General features: G+C 29.8%; 26 protein-coding genes and 1 other annotated feature. Of the genes, 4 read left to right on the forward strand and 22 right to left on the reverse strand.

The annotated features are described in order from the left end of the window. Positions 1 to 114 precede the first annotated feature (114 nt). The gene (locus tag CLCHR_RS11610; protein ID WP_079439970.1) at positions 115 to 666 is read left to right on the forward strand and encodes a manganese efflux pump MntP; all 552 of its coding nucleotides are present in this window, start codon (positions 115 to 117) and stop codon (positions 664 to 666) included. Positions 667 to 780: 114 nt separating this feature from the next. Next, a complete protein-coding gene (locus CLCHR_RS11615; protein ID WP_079439971.1) occupies positions 781 to 1,191 on the forward strand; it encodes a Fur family transcriptional regulator in 411 nt (136 codons plus the stop codon). A gap of 676 nt (positions 1,192 to 1,867) precedes the next feature. Here CLCHR_RS11615 and CLCHR_RS11625 read toward each other — a convergent pair. The 6 genes from CLCHR_RS11625 to CLCHR_RS11650 all read right to left on the reverse strand — a co-directional run bounded on the left by CLCHR_RS11625 (position 1,868) and on the right by CLCHR_RS11650 (position 8,194). Further along, positions 1,868 to 2,773, reverse strand: a complete 906-nt coding sequence (locus CLCHR_RS11625; RefSeq protein WP_079439973.1) for a D-alanine--D-alanine ligase — start codon at positions 2,771 to 2,773, stop codon at positions 1,868 to 1,870. A gap of 215 nt (positions 2,774 to 2,988) precedes the next feature. Next, complete coding sequence (gene nth / locus CLCHR_RS11630; protein ID WP_079439974.1) at positions 2,989 to 3,630, reverse strand: endonuclease III; 642 nt, start codon at positions 3,628 to 3,630, stop codon at positions 2,989 to 2,991. A gap of 16 nt (positions 3,631 to 3,646) precedes the next feature. Further along, positions 3,647 to 4,351 (reverse strand): lysophospholipid acyltransferase family protein, encoded by a 705-nt coding sequence (locus tag CLCHR_RS11635; RefSeq protein ID WP_079439975.1) that lies wholly within the window; start codon positions 4,349 to 4,351, stop codon positions 3,647 to 3,649. Between the two features lie 507 nt (positions 4,352 to 4,858). Next, a complete protein-coding gene (gene epsC, locus CLCHR_RS11640; protein ID WP_079439976.1) occupies positions 4,859 to 5,449 on the reverse strand; it encodes a serine O-acetyltransferase EpsC in 591 nt (196 codons plus the stop codon). Positions 5,450 to 5,590: 141 nt separating this feature from the next. After that, complete coding sequence (cysK, locus tag CLCHR_RS11645; protein ID WP_079439977.1) at positions 5,591 to 6,502, reverse strand: cysteine synthase A; 912 nt, start codon at positions 6,500 to 6,502, stop codon at positions 5,591 to 5,593. A gap of 84 nt (positions 6,503 to 6,586) precedes the next feature. Then, positions 6,587 to 6,845 (reverse strand) — a binding site (T-box leader). A 98-nt stretch (positions 6,846 to 6,943) separates the two neighbouring features. Further along, entirely contained in the window at positions 6,944 to 8,194 is a 1,251-nt protein-coding gene (locus tag CLCHR_RS11650; RefSeq protein WP_182629454.1) for a magnesium transporter MgtE N-terminal domain-containing protein, read from the reverse strand. Between the two features lie 691 nt (positions 8,195 to 8,885). On the opposite strand from CLCHR_RS11650, the gene CLCHR_RS11655 reads away from it, so the two are divergent. After that, complete coding sequence (locus tag CLCHR_RS11655; protein WP_079439978.1) at positions 8,886 to 10,892, forward strand: YgiQ family radical SAM protein; 2,007 nt, start codon at positions 8,886 to 8,888, stop codon at positions 10,890 to 10,892. Positions 10,893 to 10,944: 52 nt separating this feature from the next. Here the strand turns inward: CLCHR_RS11655 and CLCHR_RS11660 are convergent, their stop codons facing one another. After that, positions 10,945 to 11,598, reverse strand: a complete 654-nt coding sequence (locus CLCHR_RS11660) for a hypothetical protein (protein ID WP_079439979.1) — start codon at positions 11,596 to 11,598, stop codon at positions 10,945 to 10,947. A 51-nt stretch (positions 11,599 to 11,649) separates the two neighbouring features. After that, the gene (locus CLCHR_RS11665) at positions 11,650 to 12,528 is read right to left on the reverse strand and encodes a YegS/Rv2252/BmrU family lipid kinase (RefSeq protein WP_079439980.1); all 879 of its coding nucleotides are present in this window, start codon (positions 12,526 to 12,528) and stop codon (positions 11,650 to 11,652) included. A 302-nt stretch (positions 12,529 to 12,830) separates the two neighbouring features. Here CLCHR_RS11665 and pssA point away from each other — a divergent pair, with 302 nt between their 5' ends. Then, positions 12,831 to 13,364 carry a CDP-diacylglycerol--serine O-phosphatidyltransferase gene (gene pssA / locus CLCHR_RS11670; RefSeq protein ID WP_079439981.1) on the forward strand — a complete coding sequence of 178 codons (534 nt, stop codon included), beginning with the start codon at positions 12,831 to 12,833 and terminating at the stop codon, positions 13,362 to 13,364. An 86-nt stretch (positions 13,365 to 13,450) separates the two neighbouring features. Here pssA and CLCHR_RS11675 read toward each other — a convergent pair whose 3' ends face one another. From CLCHR_RS11675 to CLCHR_RS11730, 14 genes are all read right to left on the reverse strand, one after another. Continuing rightward, positions 13,451 to 13,795 (reverse strand): hypothetical protein, encoded by a 345-nt coding sequence (locus CLCHR_RS11675; protein WP_079439982.1) that lies wholly within the window; start codon positions 13,793 to 13,795, stop codon positions 13,451 to 13,453. A gap of 81 nt (positions 13,796 to 13,876) precedes the next feature. Beyond that, entirely contained in the window at positions 13,877 to 14,209 is a 333-nt protein-coding gene (locus CLCHR_RS11680) for a hypothetical protein (RefSeq protein ID WP_079439983.1), read from the reverse strand. Positions 14,210 to 14,220: 11 nt separating this feature from the next. Beyond that, complete coding sequence (locus tag CLCHR_RS11685; RefSeq protein ID WP_079439984.1) at positions 14,221 to 14,763, reverse strand: rubrerythrin family protein; 543 nt, start codon at positions 14,761 to 14,763, stop codon at positions 14,221 to 14,223. A 180-nt stretch (positions 14,764 to 14,943) separates the two neighbouring features. Then, entirely contained in the window at positions 14,944 to 16,314 is a 1,371-nt protein-coding gene (locus CLCHR_RS11690; RefSeq protein WP_079439985.1) for a SpoVR family protein, read from the reverse strand. 4 nt (positions 16,315 to 16,318) lie between these two features. Further along, positions 16,319 to 17,491, reverse strand: coding sequence for a sporulation protein YhbH (gene yhbH, locus CLCHR_RS11695; RefSeq protein WP_079439986.1), 1,173 nt, complete (start codon positions 17,489 to 17,491; stop codon positions 16,319 to 16,321). A gap of 8 nt (positions 17,492 to 17,499) precedes the next feature. Beyond that, the gene (locus tag CLCHR_RS11700; protein ID WP_079439993.1) at positions 17,500 to 19,422 is read right to left on the reverse strand and encodes a PrkA family serine protein kinase; all 1,923 of its coding nucleotides are present in this window, start codon (positions 19,420 to 19,422) and stop codon (positions 17,500 to 17,502) included. 361 nt (positions 19,423 to 19,783) lie between these two features. After that, positions 19,784 to 19,921 carry a CPC_1213 family protein gene (locus CLCHR_RS24770; protein WP_008418260.1) on the reverse strand — a complete coding sequence of 46 codons (138 nt, stop codon included), beginning with the start codon at positions 19,919 to 19,921 and terminating at the stop codon, positions 19,784 to 19,786. Between the two features lie 133 nt (positions 19,922 to 20,054). Beyond that, complete coding sequence (locus CLCHR_RS11705) at positions 20,055 to 20,483, reverse strand: UDP-N-acetylglucosamine pyrophosphorylase (protein ID WP_079439987.1); 429 nt, start codon at positions 20,481 to 20,483, stop codon at positions 20,055 to 20,057. 139 nt (positions 20,484 to 20,622) lie between these two features. Continuing rightward, positions 20,623 to 20,769: a hypothetical protein gene (locus CLCHR_RS24775; RefSeq protein WP_008418263.1), complete on the reverse strand. Its 147-nt coding sequence runs from the start codon at positions 20,767 to 20,769 to the stop codon at positions 20,623 to 20,625. Positions 20,770 to 20,905: 136 nt separating this feature from the next. Beyond that, complete coding sequence (gene larB / locus CLCHR_RS11710) at positions 20,906 to 21,652, reverse strand: nickel pincer cofactor biosynthesis protein LarB (protein WP_079439988.1); 747 nt, start codon at positions 21,650 to 21,652, stop codon at positions 20,906 to 20,908. A 226-nt stretch (positions 21,653 to 21,878) separates the two neighbouring features. Beyond that, complete coding sequence (larE, locus tag CLCHR_RS11715) at positions 21,879 to 22,694, reverse strand: ATP-dependent sacrificial sulfur transferase LarE (RefSeq protein WP_079439989.1); 816 nt, start codon at positions 22,692 to 22,694, stop codon at positions 21,879 to 21,881. Between the two features lie 42 nt (positions 22,695 to 22,736). After that, positions 22,737 to 24,092, reverse strand: coding sequence for a nickel pincer cofactor biosynthesis protein LarC (gene larC, locus CLCHR_RS11720; protein ID WP_079439990.1), 1,356 nt, complete (start codon positions 24,090 to 24,092; stop codon positions 22,737 to 22,739). A 60-nt stretch (positions 24,093 to 24,152) separates the two neighbouring features. Further along, on the reverse strand, positions 24,153 to 24,878 hold the full coding sequence (locus tag CLCHR_RS11725; RefSeq protein WP_079439991.1) for an energy-coupling factor ABC transporter ATP-binding protein: 726 nt from the start codon (positions 24,876 to 24,878) through the stop codon (positions 24,153 to 24,155). 44 nt (positions 24,879 to 24,922) lie between these two features. Beyond that, on the reverse strand, positions 24,923 to 25,303 hold a 381-nt coding region (locus tag CLCHR_RS11730; protein WP_139376232.1), incomplete at its 5' end, for an energy-coupling factor transporter transmembrane component T.

The raw sequence follows: 25,303 nt of genomic DNA on the forward strand, positions 1-25,303 counted from the left end.
TATTAATATACAATAAAAAAAGTATTTAATAAAGACTTTTTTTAAATTTTTTGCATATATTAAAAGATTTTTAATTATTATAGAGTAAGTTTAATATTTAGAGGGGATGAGAATATGAATTTATATGATGTTATAATAATAGGCATAGCATTAGCCATGGATGCCTTCGGAATTACCTTAGGTATTGGTCTAAATTCATCAGTTAACAGACAACATAAGGTTAAGTTTTTATTATCTTTTGCATTTTTTCAATTTTTATTTACATATGTAGGAGGAAGTTTAGGATATTTATTTGATACTTATGTTACAAATATCCCCTCTATTGCAGGTGGAATAATCATGGGAATTGTAGGAATACTTATAATGATTGATGGATTTAAAGAAAAAGAGAATGAAATACTAATAAAAAATAGTACCTGTATCATACTTGGAATCTCTGTAAGCATTGACGCTTTAGTGATTGGTTTTACTGCATTTCATCATATTCAACGAAATTTACTACTTTGTGTTAACTCAATTTTAATAGGGTTAATCACATTATTTATTTGCACTTTAGGATATTTTATTTGTAGATATATAAAAAAAATAAAATTTGTGACAACATATGCAAATTTCTTTGCCGGTATTGCGCTTATATTTTTTGGACTTGAGATGATTTTTTTCTAAATAATCAGTATATCAAGTAAAAAATTATGAAATATTTAGCTTATTACTATTTTCATGTGCTTGCTTATATATGCTATAATATACTTAATTATTTAGCTGTTAGGGGATATCAAAATGGAGTCAAGAAACATTCTAAAAGAAAAAGGTATTAAAATAACAAAAGGAAGAACAGAAATCCTAAATATATTGCAGACTTCTGAAAATAGTTTGTCAGCTGAAAAAATGTATCAAATTTGCAGGGGCAATAATATAGATATTAATCTAAGTACTATTTATAGAACACTGGAATTATTCGAAGAAAAGGAAATTGTAGAAAAAATTCCTTTTAATGATGGAGTATTCTCTTATAAACTCAAAGGAAAAACTCATAGACATCATTTACAATGTGATATTTGTCATAAAGAAGTTGATATTCCATGTCCTATGATTCAAATAGAAGAAATAGTTCAGAATTCAACCGGTTTTACTTTAACAGATCACGATTTAGTAATGAAAGGTGTATGCAAAGACTGCAAGAGTAAATAGCATCTTCCATAATATAAATTGCTAAGAACCTGAAACATAAAAATACTTGTAGTCTTATGAAATTTTAAGCTTACTGCTAAGCAACCGAAAGGGAATATATGTGTTTGCTTCGGTTCTTAGAATATTTTGCTGGGTGATTCTACGATTATAAGCTGCATCCAAGGTGCTTGCCTCAAAAACTACGTTTTTGAACAAGCACATTTGGAACAACTTATAATCTAGAATCACAGCCAGCAAAATCTTCTTATGAACACTGCGCAAAAACATATATTCCCTTTCTTTGTTTAGTATTAAGCTTAAAATAAATATATATTCATACAAGTATTTTTATATTTCTGTGATTGCAATACCTTAAATTATATTTGTAGCTTTTTATATAATATATATTCCACACTTTTTCAGACTAGGTATTGGTAAAAGACCTAAAGTGATAGCAAAACAAAGAAATAGAACACATATATGTGGAGCAGGCATTGAAAAATAAGCTGCTCTGAATATCTTAATGGGAAGTTGTTCCGTTTTTGCTTGTCCTGTGCTTGCCACAGGAACATTCAGAAATGGGTGCAACTTTCCCATTTAGATATTCCCAGTGATATTTTTCATAGTCCTGAGGAACATATATGTGTTCTATTTCGGTTGTTCATTGCCTCACTCTAAGTTCTTTACAATACCTTTATTATCTGCTGATTTTGATTGAGTCTTCTATAATCATATCTATTAATTGAGAGAAACTTATATTTAGGGCTGCTGCACTCTTAGGGATTAAGCTATTTTTAGTCATTCCTGGAAGTGTATTCACTTCTAATATATACGGTGTTCCCTCTTCTGTAATTATCATATCAACTCTTGAATATATTTCACATTTTAATGCTTTGTAAGTTTCTAAGGCCATTTTTTCTACTTCTTCGTGCAAGTTCTTTTCTAATTCAACAACAATTTCTTCTGCTCCGCCATCTTGATATTTTGAAGCAAAATCAAAAAATTCTGCTTTTGGCTTTATTGCAATTACAGGAAGCATTTTATCCCCATAAACCGGACATGTTATTTCATCACCTTTTATAAATTTCTCAATCATTACTTCACTGTCCCATTTAAATGCTTCTACAACACAACTCTGGATTTCGCTTTCTTCTTTTACAATGAATGTAGCCACACTTGATCCTCCATGAGTTGGTTTAACTACAACTGGATATCCTAATTCGTTTATCTTATCAAAATCTATACTGTCACCTTTTCTTAGATTAATCCAAGGAGCTGTTCTAATCCCGGCAGCTTTCAAAGTTGATTTTGTTATATCTTTATCCATACACATCGCACTACTTAAAGGACCACATCCTGAATAAGGTATTCCTAATGTTTGTAAAACTGCTTGAACTGTTCCATCTTCCCCAAATTGGCCATGCAATGCTAAAAGTGCAAAATCTATTTCTTTGGTTTTAGTTATTATATCATCTTTTTTATCTATTATTATTGATACTACTTCGTATTTATCTCTATTTATATTTTCAATTATAGAATTCCCACTTTTTAGTGATATTTCTCTTTCCGATGATATACCGCCCATTATAACTCCAATTTTCATTGATTTCCTCCAACCATTTATTTATAGTTATCAATATTCTATAATTATAATTATAGAATATTGATAACTAATTCTTTTATCTATATTAATTTTAATTTACTATATATAAATTTAAAAGAACCACTAGTTAGATAAATTATCTTAATTGTGGTTCATATTTTTAGTATGTATTTTTATTATAATTATTAATACTTAATAGCAACTATTAGATATCTTTATTCCTTGTTTTTATATACCTTCGCCTTATATTTACAGAGTTCATTTAACGGACACCCTCCGCAATTAGGATTTCTAGCACTACAGCATCTTCTTCCATGAAATATTAGAAGATGGTGCATAAGTGTCCACTCTTTCTTAGACAATTCTTTTTGTAGATGTTTTTCTACTTCTAATACATTTTCTGAATTTGCTAAACCTAATCTATTTGATACCCGAAATACATGAGTATCTACAGCTATAGATGGCACATTAAAAGCATTTGATAATACAACATTGGCTGTCTTTCTTCCTGCTCCTGCAAGAGATATTATCTCTTCCATAGTCTTTGGAACTTCTCCATTAAACTTTTCCTTAAGCTGATTAAACATAAGGATTAAATTTTTAGACTTATTTCTATATAAACCTATTTGTTTTATCCGTCCCTCAAGCTGGTCATTTGTTAAAGTTAATAAAGAATCTAAATCTGGATAATCTTTAAATAAATCCTTTGTTACTTCATTTACTTTCTTATCTGTTGTCTGAGCAGACAATATTGTAGCTACAAGTAATTGAAGTGGTGTTTCGTAATTTAATTCGCATTTTGCATCAGGGTATGTTTCCTTCAAAATATCTACAATCTTTTTTGTCCTTGCTTTCATATCTTTTGTAATCTCCTTACTTATAAATTCCCTTATACTTTTCAGGCAAAAGATTTGCTATGCTCCTCATTAGAATATCCATACACTTGTCATCATATTCATGTTTATCTTCATCCTTTTGCTTAGGAGGAAATATAATTTTCCCGCCTATATTTATGGTAACATCTGCAGGCTGCCACTTTTCCGAACCCATATTTCCATCTTTACTTATTGGTAGCAATACATCTGTACCAGACATACCAATTGGAATTATTTCTGCCTTTGCCATTCTGGCAAATAACAAAATGCCTTTTTTCCCCTGTATAAGTCCACCAGTTCTACTTCTAGTTCCCTCTGGAAATATCAAAACATCATTACCTTCTTTAAGTGCCTTAACCACCCTAGTAATAGCTTCTTTATCAGCCGAGCTAGGCTTGATCGGTATATTTTTGACTATCTTAGTTCCTAGTTGTGTTATCGGATCGTCTGATAACTTTACTCCTGCAACAAAGTAAGGATCACTTTTTTCTTTTAATACTCTTGACAAAACCAATCCATCAGAGTTACTCAAATGATTACAGACAAATATTCTTGGCTTTTTAGCCTTCTCTATATTATCTATTCCATGAATATTTATTCTCGCATATTTTCTTATATAATTATTTACTATACTTTTCGCTATTTTTATAATTAATCCTTCAGGCATCATTTTTATTATTTTTATTGCAATTGGTGATAACATTACATTCCAACCTTTCTTAATAAGCACATATATATTTATTATATTATGCAATACATAATTTTCCAATAAAAAAATAGTAATTTCTACTCATATCTTAGAAACAACGCATAATATATTTGAGCCTATATCAATATACATTATATATTCTTTCAAAAATCTATGCAATTCTTAAAATATTAATAACCATATTGTAAGTTTTTTGTAACAATCTCAATCTGCAGATGTTAATAATAATGTTCTACATAGTTTTTATTAAAGTAAAAAACTAATATTTTTCATAATATTTTATCCAAATGAAAAAGATATGAAATCTAAACTTATTAGTTTATTCTCTCATACCTTTGTATAAAGTTATTCAATAATTATTAAATAATATCAAACTAAAATTACTTAACACTAAATTTAAATAAATCTTCTAGTCATAGAAACTTCTCATAATTTAAACCCACTGAATCTATATTAAATAAATCACCACTAACCTATCCAAATACTCCCATACATATATCACTAAATTACCATATCATTAAATATTTTCTTTTTATGGCCTTTTACATCACTTATTTCGATTATAGTCGCACTTGCTGTTGTTCGAACAATATTTTTGGCTTGACTTCCTACTGCAGTTGCTTTTGCTGGTACGTTTTTCACAACTACCGCATTAGCTCCTATTTTAGCTCCCTTTTCTATTGTTATAGGACCAAGAACTTTAGCTCCAGTACCAATTAATACATCATCCTCAATAGTTGGATGCCTTTTCCCTTTATCTTTCCCTGTCCCACCTAATGTCACTCCATGATAAATAGTAACATTATTTCCAATCTCAGCAGTTTCTCCTATAACCACACCCATTCCATGATCTATAAATAATCCTTTTCCTATTTTAGCTCCTGGATGAATTTCAATTCCTGTAAAGAATCTAGATAATTGAGAAATTAATCTAGCTAGAAAAAACCTCTTCTTCAAATAAAGAAAATGTGCTATTCTATATGATATTAATGCGTGGATACACGGATATAGTAACAATACTTCTATTTTACTCTTAGCTGCTGGATCTTCGTTTAAAACCCGTTCCAAGTCATAATTCAATTTTTTAAACACAGCGTATTCTCCTTTTCTATAGTTTTCAGTAGAGCTTTTGTTTAAAGTGAAATTACAATTTATATTTAATGCATTTTCTAGTATTTAACTTTCCCAAAAGATCATAAAATAATTTATTTTCTCTTGTAGTTAATTAATTGCCTAGTCATATAATCCCATTGATATATACTTCTCTCCTCCATCTGGTGCAATAGCTAATACTTTTTTGCCTTTTCCGAGCTTCTTAGCAACCTGTAAAGCTGCATACACTGCTGCTCCTGATGATATACCAATTAGTACGCCTTCTGTTTGAGCAAATGATCTTGCTGTTTTAAAAGCATCTTCATCCTTTACTTGCAGTATTTCGTCCACATAATCCTTTTGATAAATTCCCGGAACAAATCCGGCACCAATACCCTGAATCTTATGTCCACCTGGATTTCCTCCACTTAACACTGGTGAGTTAGCCGGCTCAACTGCAAACGTTATAAGCCCCTCAATTTTCTTTTTTAAATTTTTAGATACTCCCACTACAGTTCCACCACTTCCAACTCCTGCTACAAATGCATCTAAATCTGGAATGTCTTTATATATTTCTTCTGCTGTTGTTTCATAATGCTTTTCAGGGTTAGCAATATTCTCAAATTGTTGAGGAATAAAATACCCTTCCCCACTTCCTATCTCTATTGCTTTCTCTATTGCACCTTTCATACCTTTAGCGCCTTCTGTTAATACAAGCTCTGCCCCATATGCTTTTATCAAATCTCTTCTTTCCTTACTCATTGTTTCTGGCATCACTATAATAACTCTATAGCCTTTTAGTTTTCCTATAAGAGCGAGTGCTATTCCTGTATTTCCACTTGTTGGCTCTACTATTATTGACCCTTGCTTTAATATACCCTCTTTTTCAGCTCTTTCAACCATTCCTAAAGCCGCTCTATCTTTAACACTTCCACCTGGATTGAATTTTTCTAGTTTAACATATACCTCAGCAATATTTTCATCCTTAGTTAAATTATTTACTTTTATAATTGGTGTATTCCCTATTAATTCAAGTCCTCCATTATAAATCATACTATTATTATCCTCCTTAAATTTCTACTAAATTATTTCATGTTTTTCATTTATATAACAAAAAAACTTCATCCTCTATAAAATTATAGAGACGAAGTAAAATTCGCGGTTCCACTCTAATTGGATTAAATAATTAATCCCTCTCAACTCAGGCACATAAAATGCCGTATCACTGTAACGGGCGAACCCGGAGAATCTTACTTAGGCAGATGTAAAATGATATGCCTATGTTCAGACTTCAACTCCAAAGGGCACTTCACACAAATTCTTGATGAAAAGTTCTCAGCTTCCTTTTCTCTCTGTAAACGTCCTCTATGTTACTTTCCTTTTTCCTAGTTTTTAATTCTTAGTGTTTTGATAGGGTTTATAATATTATTATATATAATTTATATAAAAAAAGTCAACACTTTTTAAGAAATTTCCTCAAAAGTGTTGCTTGCATTAATTTTTCTTTTTCCAAAGAGGATATAAAAACTCGTCTATTAAATCATGAATTATAACTATACCTATAAGCCTTTCATTCTGATCTATTACTGGTACAGAATTTAGATTGTATTTTGCTGCGACTTCTATAACTTCATTTATCTTATCATCATGCTTTACTCTAGATACTACACCATCCATTATCTCTTTTATTTTAACATTGGTATCATTTATTATCAAATCCCTCAAAGGCACTACACCTTGAATATGCTCCTCTTCATCTGTTATATATATATAATACATAACTTCCTCATCTGGCTGCATTTCTTTTAGTATTTCAATTGTATCTCCAATAGTAATATCCAGGTTTACAGATATAAATTCCTTACTCATTATACTACCAACAGTTTCATCTTCATATTGCAAAAGTTCTTTAACTTCATCTGCATCTTCTTTTTCAAGATTTACTAATATTTTTTCTCTTTCTTCTTCATCTAAATCATCTAATAAGTCAGCAATCTCATCGTTAGGCATATTCTCTAATACTTCAACAGCTTTACTATCAGATAATTCTTTGATTATAGCCCCCTTATACTCAGAGTCAATCTCTTCTAATGTATCAGCGGCCAAATCTTCATCTAAAGACTCCAAAACTTGTTTTCTTGAATTAGTATCAAGATTTTCTAATATATCCGCAAGGTCTGCTGGATGCATTGTAGATAACTTTTTGTATGGGACAGCTAATTTTAGGTTGTTATCAACCATTTCTAAAGACTCAACGTCTTCCCATCTTAAAACTCTATCCTCAATATCTTTTCTCATTATTTTATAGAAAAACTTCATAATGCCTGCTACTTTCAATCTTCTATATCTCGCTAAAGGGCCTGTTTCAACTGCAATTACTCTGTATTCTCCAGCTATTCTAGCAATTCTTAAATCATTAACCCTAACGACTTGTTTTCCATTAATATCAACGATCTTTTTGTCTAGAAGGTTTTCAGATAGAAGATAGCTATATCTCATTGGAAGTATTTCCTTACTTCCTCTGGTTTTTATTTTGAACTTCCCCTCTTTTTGAGTGAACTCTATATATCTGAATTCATAATGAAAGGTAACTCCATCTTTCTTAAGCTTATATCCGATTACTCTAGGATAACCATCCTCCGTAGTTACATAAATATCCCTTATGCTCCCTAAAACATCTCCAAATTCATCATAAACTTTTCTATCCAAAATGTTTGTGTATAGAAATGTAGTTAATTCCATCATAATAATTTCCTCCCCACTTTCACGCAGAAAGGAAGTCTTTAAGTGGAATTCACACTTATAAACTGAACTTTAATATAGTTATTTACATTTACACTAAATATGAATAACCATAAATAGAAGACTCCCCTTCTGAATATATTTAGTTTTTGCTGTATTACATTTTATATTCTGAGGTCCATCCTCCATCTTGTACACCACCTTGTATATCGAAATATTCTATTCTCTAAAATGATTTATCTCTACTTATTATATTACATAGAAGTAAAAAAACAATATGTTTTTGCAACTTAATTAACTTGAATTAATCGTTACTCCTCCTATCTTGTCCCTAATACTGTATAACTTATATTTATGCTTAATTCATAAATTGAATACATTTTTTTACACTTATTCATTAGTTCAAATATTTTGGATTCCTTTTGATATATTTCATTAAACTTACAAAATGATTATTGATACATATTATTTGTAAACTAATTATTGTTATGTTAATATACTTTAAGAATGGGCTTTAAAAGCCTATTCTCAAATCATTGATAATTATGATAAGTAATGAATATTATACTTATTGGAAACTAAAATATTCATTATAAATTATCATCTATTGACTTATATATACTATCTTAAAGTTAGATAATTTTAACAATAAATGATTTTAATAAAATAAATTAAGAATTGGAGTTAATAATATATGAAACTTTGCAAGGAATTTTTACCCATTAGTAAAGAGGACTTAACAAAAAGAAAAATTGAACAATTAGATTTTATAATAGTTTCTGGCGATGCTTATGTGGATCATCCCTCTTTTGGTACTGCAATTATTGGAAGAACTCTTGAAGCACAAGGTTTTAATGTTGGTGTAATAGCTCAGCCTGACTGGCATAGCTCTGAGGATTTTAAAAGATTAGGAAAACCGAAATATGGATTCTTAGTTAATTCAGGAAATATTGATTCTATGGTTAATCACTACACTGCTGCGAAAAAAACACGACGTGAAGATTTATACTCGCCTGGCGGTGAAGCTGGCCATAGACCTGATAGAGCACTTATAGTATACTGCAATAGAATACGTGAAGCCTACAAAGATACTGCCATTGCAATTGGCGGAATAGAAGCAAGTCTTAGACGTTTTGCACATTATGATTATTGGGATAATAAAGTTAGACGAAGTATCCTTGTTGATTCTAAAGCCGATTTATTAATGTATGGTATGGGTGAAAAAACTGTAGTTCAAATTGCCGATCTATTACGATACGGTGCAAATATCAAGAATATTACAACCGTACGTGGAACTTGTTATTTAACTAATGATATAACTAACATAAAAAATTCAATTATAGTGCCTTCCTTTGAAGAAGTATCTACTGATAAAAAAGCCTACGGCGAAGCTTATAAATCAGAATATTATGAACAAGACTCCATTCACGGAAGAGCTATAATACAAAAATATGGAGATCGATATTTGGTTCAAAATCCCCCTCAAGAAAATTTAACTCAAGAAGAAATGGACTTAACCTACGACCTACCATATACAAGAACGTATCATCCAATTTATGAAGCAAAGGGTGGCATACCTGCAATACAGGAGGTCAAGTTTTCAATAACAAGTCATAGAGGATGTTATGGCTCCTGCTCGTTTTGTGCATTAACTTTCCATCAAGGAAGAGTAATTCAAAATAGAGGCCAAGAATCGATTATTGATGAAGCAAAGCTTTTAACAACTTTACCAGATTTTAAGGGATACATCCACGATATCGGAGGTCCTACTGCAAACTTTAGGCATAGAGCCTGCAAGAAACAAATAGAACATGGGACTTGTAAAAATAAACAGTGTATGTTCCCAGCCCCTTGCAAAAACTTAATAATAGACCACACTGAATATCTTTCACTATTAAAAAGAGTAAGAAAACTTCCTGGGATAAAAAAAGTATTTATCCGTTCTGGACTTAGGTATGATTACTTAATACATGATAAAAATGATGCCTTCATGAAAGAATTGTGCGAGCATCATATTAGTGGTCAATTAAAAGTTGCTCCAGAGCATGTTGTTCCAAAAGTATTAAATCAAATGGGTAAACCAACAAGGGAAGTATATGATAGATTTGTAAATAAATATTTTCAAATAAATAAGAAATTAGACAAAAAACAATTTTTAGTTCCTTATTTAATGTCTTCTCATCCTGGTTCTGATTTAAACGCTGCTATAGATCTTGCTTTGTACATTAAAGAAATGGGGTATACACCAGAGCAAGTTCAAGACTTCTACCCAACACCAGGTAGTCTATCAACTACAATATATTATACTGGTATTAACCCTCTAACTAATGAAGAAGTTTATGTTCCAAAGACACCAGAAGAAAAAGAAATGCAAAGAGCATTAATACAATTTGCTATACCTAAAAATTATCAAAAAGTAAAAAAAGCTCTGATTAAAGCTCATAGAGAGGATTTAATCGGAAATGGAAAAAATTGCTTAATAGGCTTTACTCCTGGAAAACTTGGGTATCAAGGTAAGCATAAATCCAATAATGACTCAAAAGATGATTCAGCTAGGAACACTAAGAATGCTGATAAGTTGAATTATAAAGAAAAGACTTCTTCTAGCAATAATCTAAATAAGGGTTCAGCTAAGAATAATAAAAAATCTTCAGCTAATCATACATCTAATAGTTCTTCTAAAAAAAGAAGAGTTCAATAAAAAAAATCCACCAACTAGGTGGATTTTTTATTTTTTAGCCTCTTTCAATTAATCATTTTTTTGACGATACCTTAAATCCTTTTAGTACCAAATCCAAAATTATCAGAAATAACAATTCTCCTAATACTGAATAAGGGAATACTTTAATTCCACCTAGAATAATAACATCTTCTAACATTACTATTGTAATAGCTATAATTATAAACCATATTCCTTTCTTATTAGCAAAAGGCTTATCTAATAAAATTACATTTAATATTAATAGAACCGCTAGAAATATTAATGAGAATAGGAATAAAATCGTTCCTCTATTTATTTCTAATATGAATCCATACAAATAGTTAACTTGTACTGTAACTTTTGAGTTCTGCATTATAGCTGCATATATTAAACACGCAACTCCCGCAATAGCATAACTGCCGCCAAAGTTTAATTTCTCTGACCGTAAGTAAACAAAAGTTATAGCAAGCACAATAAGTGGAATAGCTAAATGATTTAAAAATATTATTGGCTTTAAATAATATATTACAGTACTATTCTCAAGTATGCATAAAAGAAATAGCGCTATATGTCTTAATAAAAATAATGTAATTACTATGGCTAGATATATTTTTATTTTCTTTGGTGAAACTTCTAAATTCTTTTTTATAATCGAAATAGACAAAAAAATTATAAGTAACAAAAATAAATAATATGCAAAGTTCACAAACTACGCTCCAATCCATATTCCTGTTACTTATATTTATTATAAATTATGTTATTTTATACCTAAAAGTTTAATTCCACCTTCAATACATTTAATTCTCAAAGGAAAATCTGGCCCTCTCTCCCCATCAATATCTGTGACTATATCTTCTAAAGATTCAATATATAAATCATCTGTTTTAAAATAAACTACTTTATCTGAATCTAAGTGTTCACCTTTTAAAAGTTTTATAAATAGCGGCAATAATTCTATTACTTGTATGGCCTTAAATATTATTACGTCTAACTTACCATCTGTAATTTCTGCTTCTGTGGCTAAATTAAAGTTTCCTGCTGTTTTACCATTAAACACTAAAAGTAAATACATTTCTCCATCATAATTACATTCTCGAGACAATAATTTAATTTTTAGTTTTCTAAAGTTAGGCAGTTCCTCAAGCCCTTTCAAATAATATGCTAATTTTCCTATTGTATTCTTTAAATTTACATCTGTCTTTTGAGATACATCCGTAAAAAGCCCGGAGCTGGCTACATTTATGAAATACTTATCATTTATTTTACCTACATCAACAGCTACAGGCTTTGAATCTAGAATTTGTTTACATGCCTGTTGTATATCATTAGGCATATTAATAAACTTACCAAAGTCATTTGCTGTTCCTACAGGTAATATCCCTATAGGTATATTTATGTTTTTATTTTTCATGGCATTTACAACAGAATCTACAGTTCCATCTCCACCAGCTATCAAAATATAACTATATGTTTCATCTATTATGTCCAATGCCTCTGCAAGATCTTTGCCTTTTTGTATTCTATACGGAACAACTGTTAAACCCACTTCTTGATGTAACTTTATGACATTATCTAATTCACTTATTATACTATTTTCTCCTGAGTATGGGTTGTATATGAATCTTACTTTTTTCATAAAATAACCTACCTCCAATAATTTTCTTAAATCAAAATTTAATTATATATAAAGATTTCTAGAAAAATTTAAAAATATTTATAGCAATTTGATTAACAAAGTTGTAAATCTTTTAAGTTTCTAATAAAATATATTACATATAATGGCTATTTGACGACCTTTATTATATCATTATACTTATTCAATGTCGATACTAGATAATCTTAATAAAATCTTAAAGTTAATTTATACCTTATATTATTTTAAATAATGTGTTATAATAACTCTTTGTAAGTATTTTTTATAATTTTAGGAGTGATTTTATGAGGAAAAGTTGTATTCCTAATGTATTTACCTTTATTAATTTGTCTTGTGGAATTATATCTATATTATCAGTAATGAATGATAAATATGAATTATCAGCTATATTTATATTACTTGCAGGATTGGTAGATAGATATGATGGTAGGATAGCTCGTTTTTTAGATGTCTCCAGTGATTTAGGTAAAGAATTAGATTCTTTAGCTGATTTAGTTTCATTCGGAGTAGCTCCATCTATATTAGTATTCATACTATTCAATCTTGAATCTTTTGGACCTAAAGGCTTATTAGGATTTATAATACTATTATTATTTCCAATATGTGGAGCATATAGATTAGCTAGATTTAATACTGCTCAATTTGATGGTGTATTCACTGGTGTTCCAATAACTATAGTTGGCTGTTTTATAGCGCTTATTTCGCTAATCATAGTCATGCTTGACCTAAAATTGGCAATGTTAATTTATCCTGTTGTCATATTAATGATTGTCGGCTCATATTTAATGGTAAGTAAACTTCAATTGAAGAAATATTAAGGAATAGATATTATTGTTATCTAGAAGATTTTCTTCTTTATAAAAAACTCTGTCTTATAACTTGAGACAGAGTTTTTTATTAATTTCTATTCTTCTCTTTCTGAATTTTGAAAGTTTAGCTCATTATCTATTTCAGTGAATATTTTATCTTTCTCAGTTGTTGTAGTAATGTAATCATTTTTTATCTTACAATATCTTAAGTATGCCCCTTCACATCTATCTAATGTGCTAACCAGTTTATCAATCAACTCGCCTACATTCTCAACTCTCTCTAAAGCTTTTCTCACTTCACTTTTCTTTGTCAAATTCACATTATATAGCTCTGAAGCTCCTGCAATCAACAATCTATAAACATCTACGTAACTTTTTAGCAACGTACTTAGATTATCTATATCTTGATACTGCTTTTTAGCTAAATCTTCAAATTTCATAATCATTCCTCTACAATTTTAATATTCACTATTAGTATATTTATAATTGCATCGATAAATAATTAAATATATAATTATTTATTATATTCTTAAAGTCTCGCTATTTGCATATTCATCATCTATATCACTTAATATATACTTAGCATTTACATCATCTAAATTATCATCAATTAGATTATCACAACATATTTTTTTATTATAAGTATCTTCATCACTATTAAAAGAATAAATATAAATGTCTTTTGATTTCTCATTTTTATTTATATGAGAAGTTTTATCTTCCTCTGATTGATCAAATGGAACTATTGATTCATCCATATATAAATATTTAACTTCCCATTCTCTATATATTGGATTTAAATCTTTCGTATAAACAACAGGAACTACAAAGTCTTCAGGATATTCATAAATCATATATTTGCCCCCTATTTGCAATCCTCATCATCATTTTTCTTAAAATATGATCTTGGATATCTGCATAATGGACATCTCATAGGTGCTTCCTTACCTTCATAAATATAGCCACAATTTAAACATAACCATTCTGACTCTCTATCCAATTTAAACATTTTCCCATCTTTCACCCTTTTAGCTAGCGCCAAAAATCTTTCCTTATGATGCCCTTCCACTTCCTGAAGTTCTTTATAAAAATCAGCTATTTCTTCAAAACCTTCTTCTCTTGCTATTTCCTCAAATTCCTTGTAAATAACTTTATTCTCTTCTGATTCTCCAAGTGCGGATTCAATTAAATTATTTTTTGTATTATTAACTCTATCTAAAAATCTTCTATATACCTCTCTAGCATGAGCCATTTCATTGCCTGCTGTTTCCTCAAAAACATTTGCTATATACATAAATCCTTCATCTCTTGCCTTTTCTGCATAAAATGTATATTTATTTCTAACTCTGGACTCTCCAGCAAATGTCTTAAATAAATTTTTCTCAGTTTTACTACCTTTCAAGTTCATCTTTATCTCCTAAGACTATTACTTTCTTACATAAATAGAATATTCATTTCTACCCTTTTGGTTACTTTTACGTAAGAAATTAAAGTGGAAGAAGCTGTTACAAAGATGAATATTCTACTAAAATTTCATTTTGTAACAACTCCTCAAAATAATTAGCATATTCTATTTTAATTGCAATTCTTAGGATACAATTATTCTCTTTTCTTGATTACAAGTTAAAATCACATCCTGCTTATCGGTTGATTTAGTGATTAGCTTAACATCATGTCCCCACAATTCTTGAACATACTTTAAAGTTTCCTTTGCATATGAAAGTTCTAGGGCTCTACCATCAAAAACATTTTCTAATGTTAATGTATAATTTTTCTTATTCAAATCTACAACCCTAATATATGGTATATTACCCACACCAGCAGTATAACTTAAAGTATCTCTTATTGCTTTCCAGCCAGTTTCATCTGATATTTCCTCTATAACAATATCAAAAGTCCTTTCGTTATATTGGAACAAGTTAAGTTCTTCACACAAGTCACGAGTTAAATAGCGTCTTAAGAAAGATGAATCTCTTTCAACTTCTCTAACCTCAAATATTTTATCTCTTCCATATCTTCTTTCTATGTCCTCAAATACTTTGAAACCAATGTAATATGGATTTAATCCTCCTATTGCAGGCGCTATTACATCATTGTGTCTTTTTAAGAATTCAAGATGTAATTCTTGAGGTAGATCTAGTTGTTTTAAAAGATTATAATGTGAATAACTTGCCCAGCCTTCATTCATTATTTTAGTTTCGATTTGTGGAATAAAATATTCCGTTTCTCTTTTAACTATCCTTAAAATAGTTTTCTCCCATTCCTGAAGGTGACCATACTCTATTATAAATCCTACAAGATCATCAACAGGTTCTAAAGGAATCTTCTCTAAATCAGGTAACTGTATATCCTGGTACGCATCGAGAATCCCTCTATTTTCTCTTTTACTTTCATACTCTTTTAATATATTTTCTTTAATTTCATCATTGGATAGTTCCCTAATACCAATGCTTCTTTTAGCTTGATATCTTATAGCATGGGCAGCATCTAATATTCTTTCTACCTCAGAATATCCTATACTTGGATCGTCAATGTATCCTCTTATTATCTTCGCATCCAAATTGAACATTTCTAAAGTGTATTTTGCATTTGTCCCCTGTTTAAATAACCTATTATTTTTGAAAAAATCATTATGTCCATATACATGTGCCATAGTTAATATTTGTAGCAATAATGTATTATCTTTCATCAAATATGCCAAACAAGGATCTGAATTAATTACCATCTCATAAGGGAGACCCGTAAGGTTTAAAGAGTAAAGGGTTTTGTTCTTTTCATAAGATTTTCCAAAGCTCCAGTGAGGGTATCTTGAAGGCATTCCTACATAAGCCTCGTACCCTATCATTTCATTGAAATTTATCATTTCAAATTCTTGAGGATAACAATCTAGTCCATATTCTCTAACTTTTTTCTCTATTTTCTCATTCCAAATTTCAATATCCCTAAAACTATATTCCAATTTCTTATTCCTCCTTTAACTCCTTCCTAAGCATAATCTTAAGTGCTTCCCATAAATCTTTCTTTTCCTTTATAATTACAGGAACAAACTTCTCATTTGTAATCTCTTTCCGGAACTTGTGATACATTGTAGTTGTATATGTGGACGGTAAAAGTTCTGCATATCCAAACATGTTACTAACTTCACATATGTTTTTAACTGCAGCAACAGCTCTCTCGTTATCTTCAGACCAGTTATCCCCATCACTTGCATATATACTGTATATATTCCATGCAGCTGGAGGATACTTTTCTTCAATTACCTTTAAAGCTTCGTTAATACCACTTGATATATACGTACCACCTGATTCGGATTTATGGAAAAATTCATATTCATCCACCCTCTTTGCGACAGTAGTATGGTATATGAATTCAAAGGATATATTATTGTATTTTCTTTTCAGAAAAGTAGCTAATACAAAAAAGTAGGAACGAGCTAAATACTTCTTTGTTATATCCATTGAACCAGAGGCATCCATAATAAACAGCATTACCGCATTACTATCTTTCCTCGGTTTTAATTTAACTCTATAATACCTTAAATCTTCTTCTCTAAATGGGAACCTCTCTAACTCCTCTTCACTTTCCAATTCTTTTAATGCTCTTTTCTTCCCTTGTTTTCTTGCAATCTTAGACATAACTGTTTTCTTTTTTGCAAGTCGCGGATTTATTCCATGAGTTTGATATCCTCTCTTTTTACCAGTAGTTTCGGTAACTATCTCCGAATATTTCTTTTGATCTAAATTAGGTAAATTTAGCTCTTCAGAAATATAATCCATCAACTCTTCAAGAGTAATTTCTGTTTCATAAACATCATCACCCTCTTCATTTCCTGCGCCTTGATTCCCTTTGGCTATCTTCTTACTTCCATTGCCAATTTTTTCTCCTCTTTTTTCATTTCCAACGCCACTTGCTACTCCCTTAGAATTCTTTCCATAAACAAATTGATATTCTTTAATCCCCTTAATAGGTATTTTAAACTTTTTATTTTTGCTCTCTCCTACTATACTTTCTTCAGATAATATATCGCCTAAATTTTCTTTTATTGATTTCTCTACAAGTTGCCTATGTCTTCTTCTATCTTCTATGGATCTGTCGTGATCAATTTGATTTTTAGTGTAATCTCTAAATATGGCCATAATTTACTTTAATCCCTCCATAAATTATTAGCTGCATATTTTAGAATCACATCACAACAATGAAGACAATATCCATTCCTTTTCATTTCTTCTACCATAGAATCATATTTTTCAGCTTGGTCCTTATCTCTAACTTTTGATTTAGTTATAATTCTTGATAAATCTTTGACTGAAGCAGTCAATTTCTTTTCTATGGCCTCTTTTAAAGGTTCATAAGAGGTATAATCCAATCTTCCACCATTTCTAACTATATAGAACATATATGAAGTAACATCAGATCTAAATCCTTTAGCAGATGCTGCATACACACCTATTTGTTCTTCTATACTTCTCATAAATTCTTCATCTGGATTAAGTTCTTCACCTGTTGAACCATCTTTTATCTTAGTCTTATTTACATATGCTTCAGCATTATCTATATAATTGTTAAACAAACTCTCAGCTTGTTCTCTAAAAGAATGAATAAATGCTTTAGTAATTTCTCTTTCAAGAATTTTATTATATTCTTTTCTAATATTGTCTTGAATAAATCCTAAATACTTCTTCTTATCATCAGCTGCAATATCAAGTTCTTTTACTGATTTAATTATGCTTTCCATTATGCTGAGTGGATTTATACAATCTTGACCTGATTCAGAAAGAGCATTATCAATAGCCTTTATTATGAATCTTGTACTTATTCCTTTCATTCCTTCATATTGGCCCGCTTCTTCTCTAAGTTCTCCAATATCAATTTTCTTAGTTGTTCCCTTTTCAACAATTTCTTCTCCATTATAAATTTTAAGTTTTGTCATACCATCTACTTTAGCAGAAGGTGTTAATCTTGAAAGTATTGCAAACATTGCAGCTATCTTAATAGTATGCGGTGCTATATGAGCTTTAAAATTACTCTTTTTTATTATCTTTTCATAAATTTTTACTTCCTCATCCAACTCTAAACAATAAGGGACTTCAACTTTTACAATTCTATCTAATATTGCTTCGTTCGTATGATCTGATTTAAATTTATTCCATTCTGCCTCATTTGAGTGAGCAACTATAACTCCATCAAAGTATATCATTGAACCTTTACCTGGAGATGGTACTGATTTTTCTTGAGTTGCAGTAATTATTGTATGAAGATATTCAACATCATTTTTAAATACCTCTATAAATTCTACAAGTCCACGGTTACCAACATTAAACGCTCCATTTAGAGAGAAAATTCTTGGATCATCTTCAGAATACAAATCCATCTTAGAAATATCAACTGATCCTGTCAAAATTGATGTATCCTGATTATTTGGATCAACAGGAGGTACTACTCCAATTCCTTTTCTTGATCTGATAGAAAATCCTGTTCTTTCAACTGGAAAATCCTCATAAACTCCTTTAAGTTCATGAACAAGTCTATATCTGCAAACTGGACATAGATCTCCTTCAATTTGTACCCCAAGCATTTCCTCAAATTTGGGTCTTAAATGCTTTGGAATCAAATGAAGTGGTTCTTCATGCATAGGACAGCCCTTCAACGAAAAGACTGACTCACAGCTTTCTAAAGCAGATTTTAAACTCTCTACTATTGAAGATTTACCAGCCCCTACTGGACCAACAAGATATAAAACCTGTCTTGCTTCTTCACCTTTCATGGCTGCAGATTTAAAATAACTAGCAAGTTTCATTATAACTTTATCAATTCCAAAAAAATCATCTTTAAAAAAGCCATACCTTCTTATCAAATCATTTCCATAGATTTTTCTTACTCTGGGATTCTCTTCAGCCTTTAACTCTTCTACTCCCTTACTCATAATCATTTCATGTAATCTCTTATGAGCAAGTTTAACCATTTCTGGATTCTCTCTTACAAGTTCTAAGTAGTCTAAAAAATTTCCTTCAAACTTTTGGGTGTTATATTTTTCTCTATCTATTTCTATAAATTCTCTAAAGTTCATACTCATAAACACTCCTCCTCCTTTATACCTAAAATATATTCAGTTAAACAAAGACATTATGACTACTTTTTTTAATTAGTTGTTCTTTAATTTGTATTAAATAAAAAGATAAATAATGACTATAGAATTTTTTCACTTTATAGCCCTTATTACATTATTTTATTAAAAAATATTTAAATACTTAGATAAACGACATATAACTTACCGAAATTATAAATTTATAAATGCTGTATTTGTACTTAAAAAAAGGAATATTTAAGTTTCTCAACTTAAATATTCCTTTGACTATTATTTAATTATTTGAGCTTAATTGCTATTTTAACTTAAAATAGCAATTATTTTGAATGGTACTATATACCTACTAATCAAAAGTTCTTGGAATAAACTCAGAATCTTTAGCTTTTGGTTCACCAAAAACTGCCTTTACGCTTTCTGCTTGAGGATTATGATTTAAAGTTTTATGCTTATTGGTATGTTTTCTTTTCATACTATTGTCCATCTTTATCACACTCCTATTCCTTTAGGCACATAAAAGAAAATAACAAGTTCAAAATGTTATGATTATTTTTTTGACTGTGCCTTAACTCTCAATAATAGTATGTACATCTTTTATATTTTTATACTTTGGTTATTTAACACTCTATAAGCTTACTTATTTCATCAATGGGTGCAGCTATTGTAAAAATGATATTTTCATCAATTCTTAATTTGCTTTCGTTTTCATTTATTTTTATTTGGTTAATAGTTAGATTATTGGGATTTATCTCTTTATATCGGGTACTTGAGATATCTATCTTAAATTTCTTATTCTTAATCCCAGTAATTTTTATTGTTATTCCTTCTAGACTTTCTTCGTTCTCAACTCTTATATCAATGATATTATCACCTTTTCCACCGCAGTCTGTTTTTTCACCATCTGGATACTTTAATATTGAAGCCGTGCCTCTAATGGTCATCCATCCTCCATTTAATATTAACTTAACTAATATACCCAACTTATATTTTTCTTCTATTTTTTTTAAGGCTTTCCCTAATTCACATACATCTAACTCTAATTCCATTTTAATATTCTCCTTTTACATAATATTTTAGCATAAATAAGTTTATGTAAAATTATTTTTTACATAAACTTATTGAGTAAAAATATAAAAGGATATATCAAATTAAATATAATAATTATTTTGATATATCCTACTTATTCTATAGGTGATCCTTTTCTTTATGAGGCGGCGCACCTATCTTTTTACCGTCAATAATCCCCAAATCTGCATTCCCCTTAGGGTCTATTTTTCTACGTTCAGCATTAGATTTAGGCCTGTCTTTTATTCTATTTTTATTATTATCCATTTGTATCACCTCATTATTAGGGTGTACATTTAAACGCTTTTTATACTTTATTAAATTGAAAATAATAACCTATTTACTTTCTACTTATGTAAAGTTATTATTTAATAAAAATTATGATTTTGAAAATTTTATTTATTTAAAGCTTATTAATTATGCTAGCATTATATGCTGCTCCAAATCCATTGTCTATATTAACTACACTCACTCCACTAGCACAACTATTTAACATAGATAATAAAGCTGCAATTCCTCCAAAATTAGCTCCATATCCAACACTTGTTGGAACTGCTATTATAGGTTTATCTACTAATCCTCCTATAACACTAGCTAAAGCTCCTTCCATTCCTGCAATTACTATAACAACTTTTGCTCCTCTTATAACATCTAATCTTGAGAAAAGCCTGTGTATACCTGCAACACCTACATCTGTTATCTTCAGAGCTTTGTTACCTAAAATCTTCGCAGTCTCATAAGCTTCCTCCACTACTGGTAAATCTGAAGTTCCTGCTGCAACAATTGCGATATAACTTTCTGTTGGAGATTGTTCCTTCTTTTTAATTGTTATGGTTCTTCCAAGTTTATTATATTCTGCTTCTTCACATATTTCTTTCACCGCATTATACATTTCTTCAGTAGCTCTAGTTCCTAATATATTATTATTTTTTGTTAGCATAAACTTAACGATTTCTTTAACTTGCTCTACTGTTTTTCCTGCACAATATATTACTTCCGGATAACCTACTCTAATTTCTCTATGATTATCTATCTTAGCAAAACCTAAATCTTTAAAAGGTAAATCTTCCAATTTTTCTAGAGCTTCTTCTATATTTACTTTATTATTTTTTACACTTTCTAATAAGCCTTTAATTTCTTCCTTATCCATTTGCCTTATAATCCTCCTAAGATTCTTGTTCACTATTTATTATGCCATTTAAATATACCTTGGTAGTCATCACATTCTGTCAATTTTAATTTTTCGATACAAACATGCAAACTATGCTTTTACTTAATATTTGAATTAACAATCATAATTTTTTACATATGTTAATCAATACACTAGAAATAAGTAAGATAATATGTTACTTATTTCGCCGGGTTGTCACCTAAGTCTAAATATCACTCTGAATATTTATAGTTTCATTAAAACTTCCTACTCTATATCCTTGTAGATCTAATGTTACATATTTAAATCCACATTCTTTTATTTTTTCAGAAATAGTGTCTAAAAGTTCTTCATTAAATAACCTACTTCTATCTTGTCTGCTTACCTCAACTCTTGCTAGCTCCCCATGACATCTTACTCTAACAGCTCTAAAACCGATACTCATCATAAATTTTTCTGCATTTTCAATTTTCTCAAAATCTTCAACTTTTAATTCATTTCCATAAGGTATTCTTGTTAGAAGACAAGCATATGGCGGCTTATCCCAGGTATTAAGGCCTAATTCTTTAGAAAATTCTCGTATTTCCGCCTTAGTTAACTTACACTCTAAAAGAGGGCTTTTTACTTCTAATTCTTTTAATGCTTTAAGGCCTGGCCTATAATCACTTATATCGTCAAAGTTAGTTCCGTCAATTACACAATCATATCCTTGTTCTTTTGCAACAGTTAATATCATACTAAATACTGCTGTCTTGCAAAGATAACATCTATCTTCAGGGTTAAATTTAATTGAATCAATAATTGGAGCTTCTATAATTTCATGCTGTACTCCTAATTCATTAACTAATTCTTTAGCTTCTGCTATTTCCCATTTTGGAATATATGGTGATAGTATTGTAACCGCTTTTACATCATTTCCCAAAGCCTCTTTTGCTACTCTAAGCAAGAATGTGCTGTCTACTCCTCCTGAAAATGCTAAGACTACTCTTCCTAAGCTTTTAAGATACTTTACTAACTCATTATATTTATCACTCTTCATCATTTACTTCTTCCGCCTCTCACACATATATTTTCCATTACTAATCTACTTATTATAAATATCTGAAGTTTTACTATAAATTTCTTTATAAAGCTTTTCCATAGTTACATTATTTTCTTTTGCAATCTTCTTACAATCCTCATATTCCGGTTTATATTTAACTAAATTTCCTTTATAAAAAGATTTTTTAATGGTAACTTCCCCATATTGGGTTTGTACCTTTGAAAATTCTCTATCAAGCATTATCTTCTCAACTTTATATTTTCTTACCCCTATAGAAGTGGTTTCCTCAAAAATTATACCCAAAACTTCTTTTTCGATTTCTTCGCCAATTAATAAACTTAACTTTATTCCTGGTCTTCCCTTTTTCATAAATATAGGTGTTTTAAAAACATCTAACGCTCCCGCATCAAAAAGTCTTTCTTCAACATAACCATAAAATTCTGGATTCATATCGTCTATATTAGTTTCTAATATATATTGCTCTTCTATTTTCTCTGAACTTTCTTTTTCTCCTAGATAAACTCTTAAAACATTAGGAATCTCTAGATCTCTATGACCAATTCCATATGCTATTTTATTTATTGAAAAATCTATTTTTGTTGTAAACTCTTGAACATTAGCTGCGAGTATTGCTGCCCCTGTAGGAGTAGTTGTTTCAAATTGCACTATTCCAGTATTAATTGGAATATTCTTTAATATTTCAACTGTCGCTGGTGCAGGAACTGGCATAAGCCCATGAGCACATTTAACAAAACCGCCTCCAACTTGAACTGGAGATGCAATAATTTTATCAATCTGTAAATAATCCAAACAAATAGCTGCACCTACCATATCAACTATAGAGTCAATAGCACCTACTTCATGAAAATGCACTTCATATAAAGATTTTCCATGAACTTTTGCTTCAGCTTCTGCTACTCTCATAAACATATCTAAACTTAATTTTTTTACATTATCATTTAAATCACTAGAATTTATTATATTTTCTATATCTTTTAAATTTCTATGGTGATGCTCATGTTCATCCGCATGACTATGGCTATGACCATGATTGTCTAAATGATTATTCTCATGATTGTGGCCATTTCCGTCATGATCATCAGAGTGATCATGATCGTGCCCTTTCTCGCCATGTGTATGAGAATGGTCATGGTTGTGAGAATGACTGTGTTCACCTTTTTCATTATTATGTAACTTATTCTTTAATATAACATCTACTCTAGTTCCCGTTATCCCAAGTTTTGCAGCACTTTCAATCTTTATCTCATATTCAGAATCTAAATTAAGTTTTGAAATTTCTTTCAGCAAATATTCCTTAGGCACTCCTAAATCTAATAATGCTGCTAAGTTCATATCTCCACTTATGCCGCAAAAACAATCATAATATAATATCTTCATTAAATTCACTCCCTCAATTTATTGGTATAGGCTAAATAAATTAATTATCACTGTCTTAAACTATATAATGTTGTATTTTCTTAAAAACTCTTCATCTTTTATGATCTTCTCATACTCGTCATCTCTTATTATTTTATGTTCATCAGAAAACACAATAGCTCTATTAAAAACGCCTTCAATATATTCAAAATCATGAGTAGCACAAATTATAGTTTTACCACTTTTATTTAAACCAATTAGTAATTCTCTTAGAAACCTTTTCCCCTTAGGATCTATACCATTCATAGGCTCATCTAGAGTTATCACCTCTGGATTCATAGCTAAAACGCTAGCAATTGCTACTCTCTTTTTTTCTCCTCCACTTAGATTGTAAGGATGCTCTTCTTTTAATTTATCTATATTAAGCAGATTTAAACAATCACTTACTCTCTTATTAATTTCTTCTTCTGGTAAACCCATTTGCAAAAGCCCAAATGCTATTTCTTCAAATACAGTTGAACAAAAAAGCTGAGCGTCAGAATTTTGGAATACAAAACCCACCTTCTTATGAAACAATTTTAAACACTTAGTATCTTTTAATGTTTCTTCGTTTATCTCGATTTTATCAAATATATATTTTCCATGGCTTGAGAAAATAATAGCATTTAATAATTTTAAAAAAGTTGATTTACCACTCCCATTTGGTCCTATTATAGCTATAGATTCACCTTCTTTTATATGGACATTCACATTATCAAGCGCTATTTTATTCTTGTATGTAAATGAAATATTCTCTAATCTTATCATTAATATTTCTCCTAAATTTGTTTAGTAAGACATCTGAAAGGAAATTATAATATAAACAAAATGACCAAAAGTATATTTACAGCTAAATAAACATAATCTGCTTTTTTAAACCTAAGATTGATCTTTGAAGTATATTCTCCCACAAAGCCCCTACATTCCATAGCATGGAACATCTCTTCACTCATTTTGTAAGACTTTATAAATAAGTTCCCCATAATTCCAGTTAGCGAATTATATTTGTTATTAGTTATACCAATTGATCTAAGTCTTAATGCATATAGTAAGTTAATAGAGTATTCACCAAGAAGAACAATATATTTTATGGTTATATCCATAATCCATATAAATATATCTGGTATAAATAATAGTTTTAAAGATTTACTAATTTCACTCCATTTAGTATGATGGGATAACATATTCATAAG

Origin of the sequence: Clostridium chromiireducens, from assembly GCF_002029255.1 — a bacterium.
Taxonomy (GTDB): Bacteria; Bacillota; Clostridia; order Clostridiales; family Clostridiaceae; genus Clostridium; species Clostridium chromiireducens.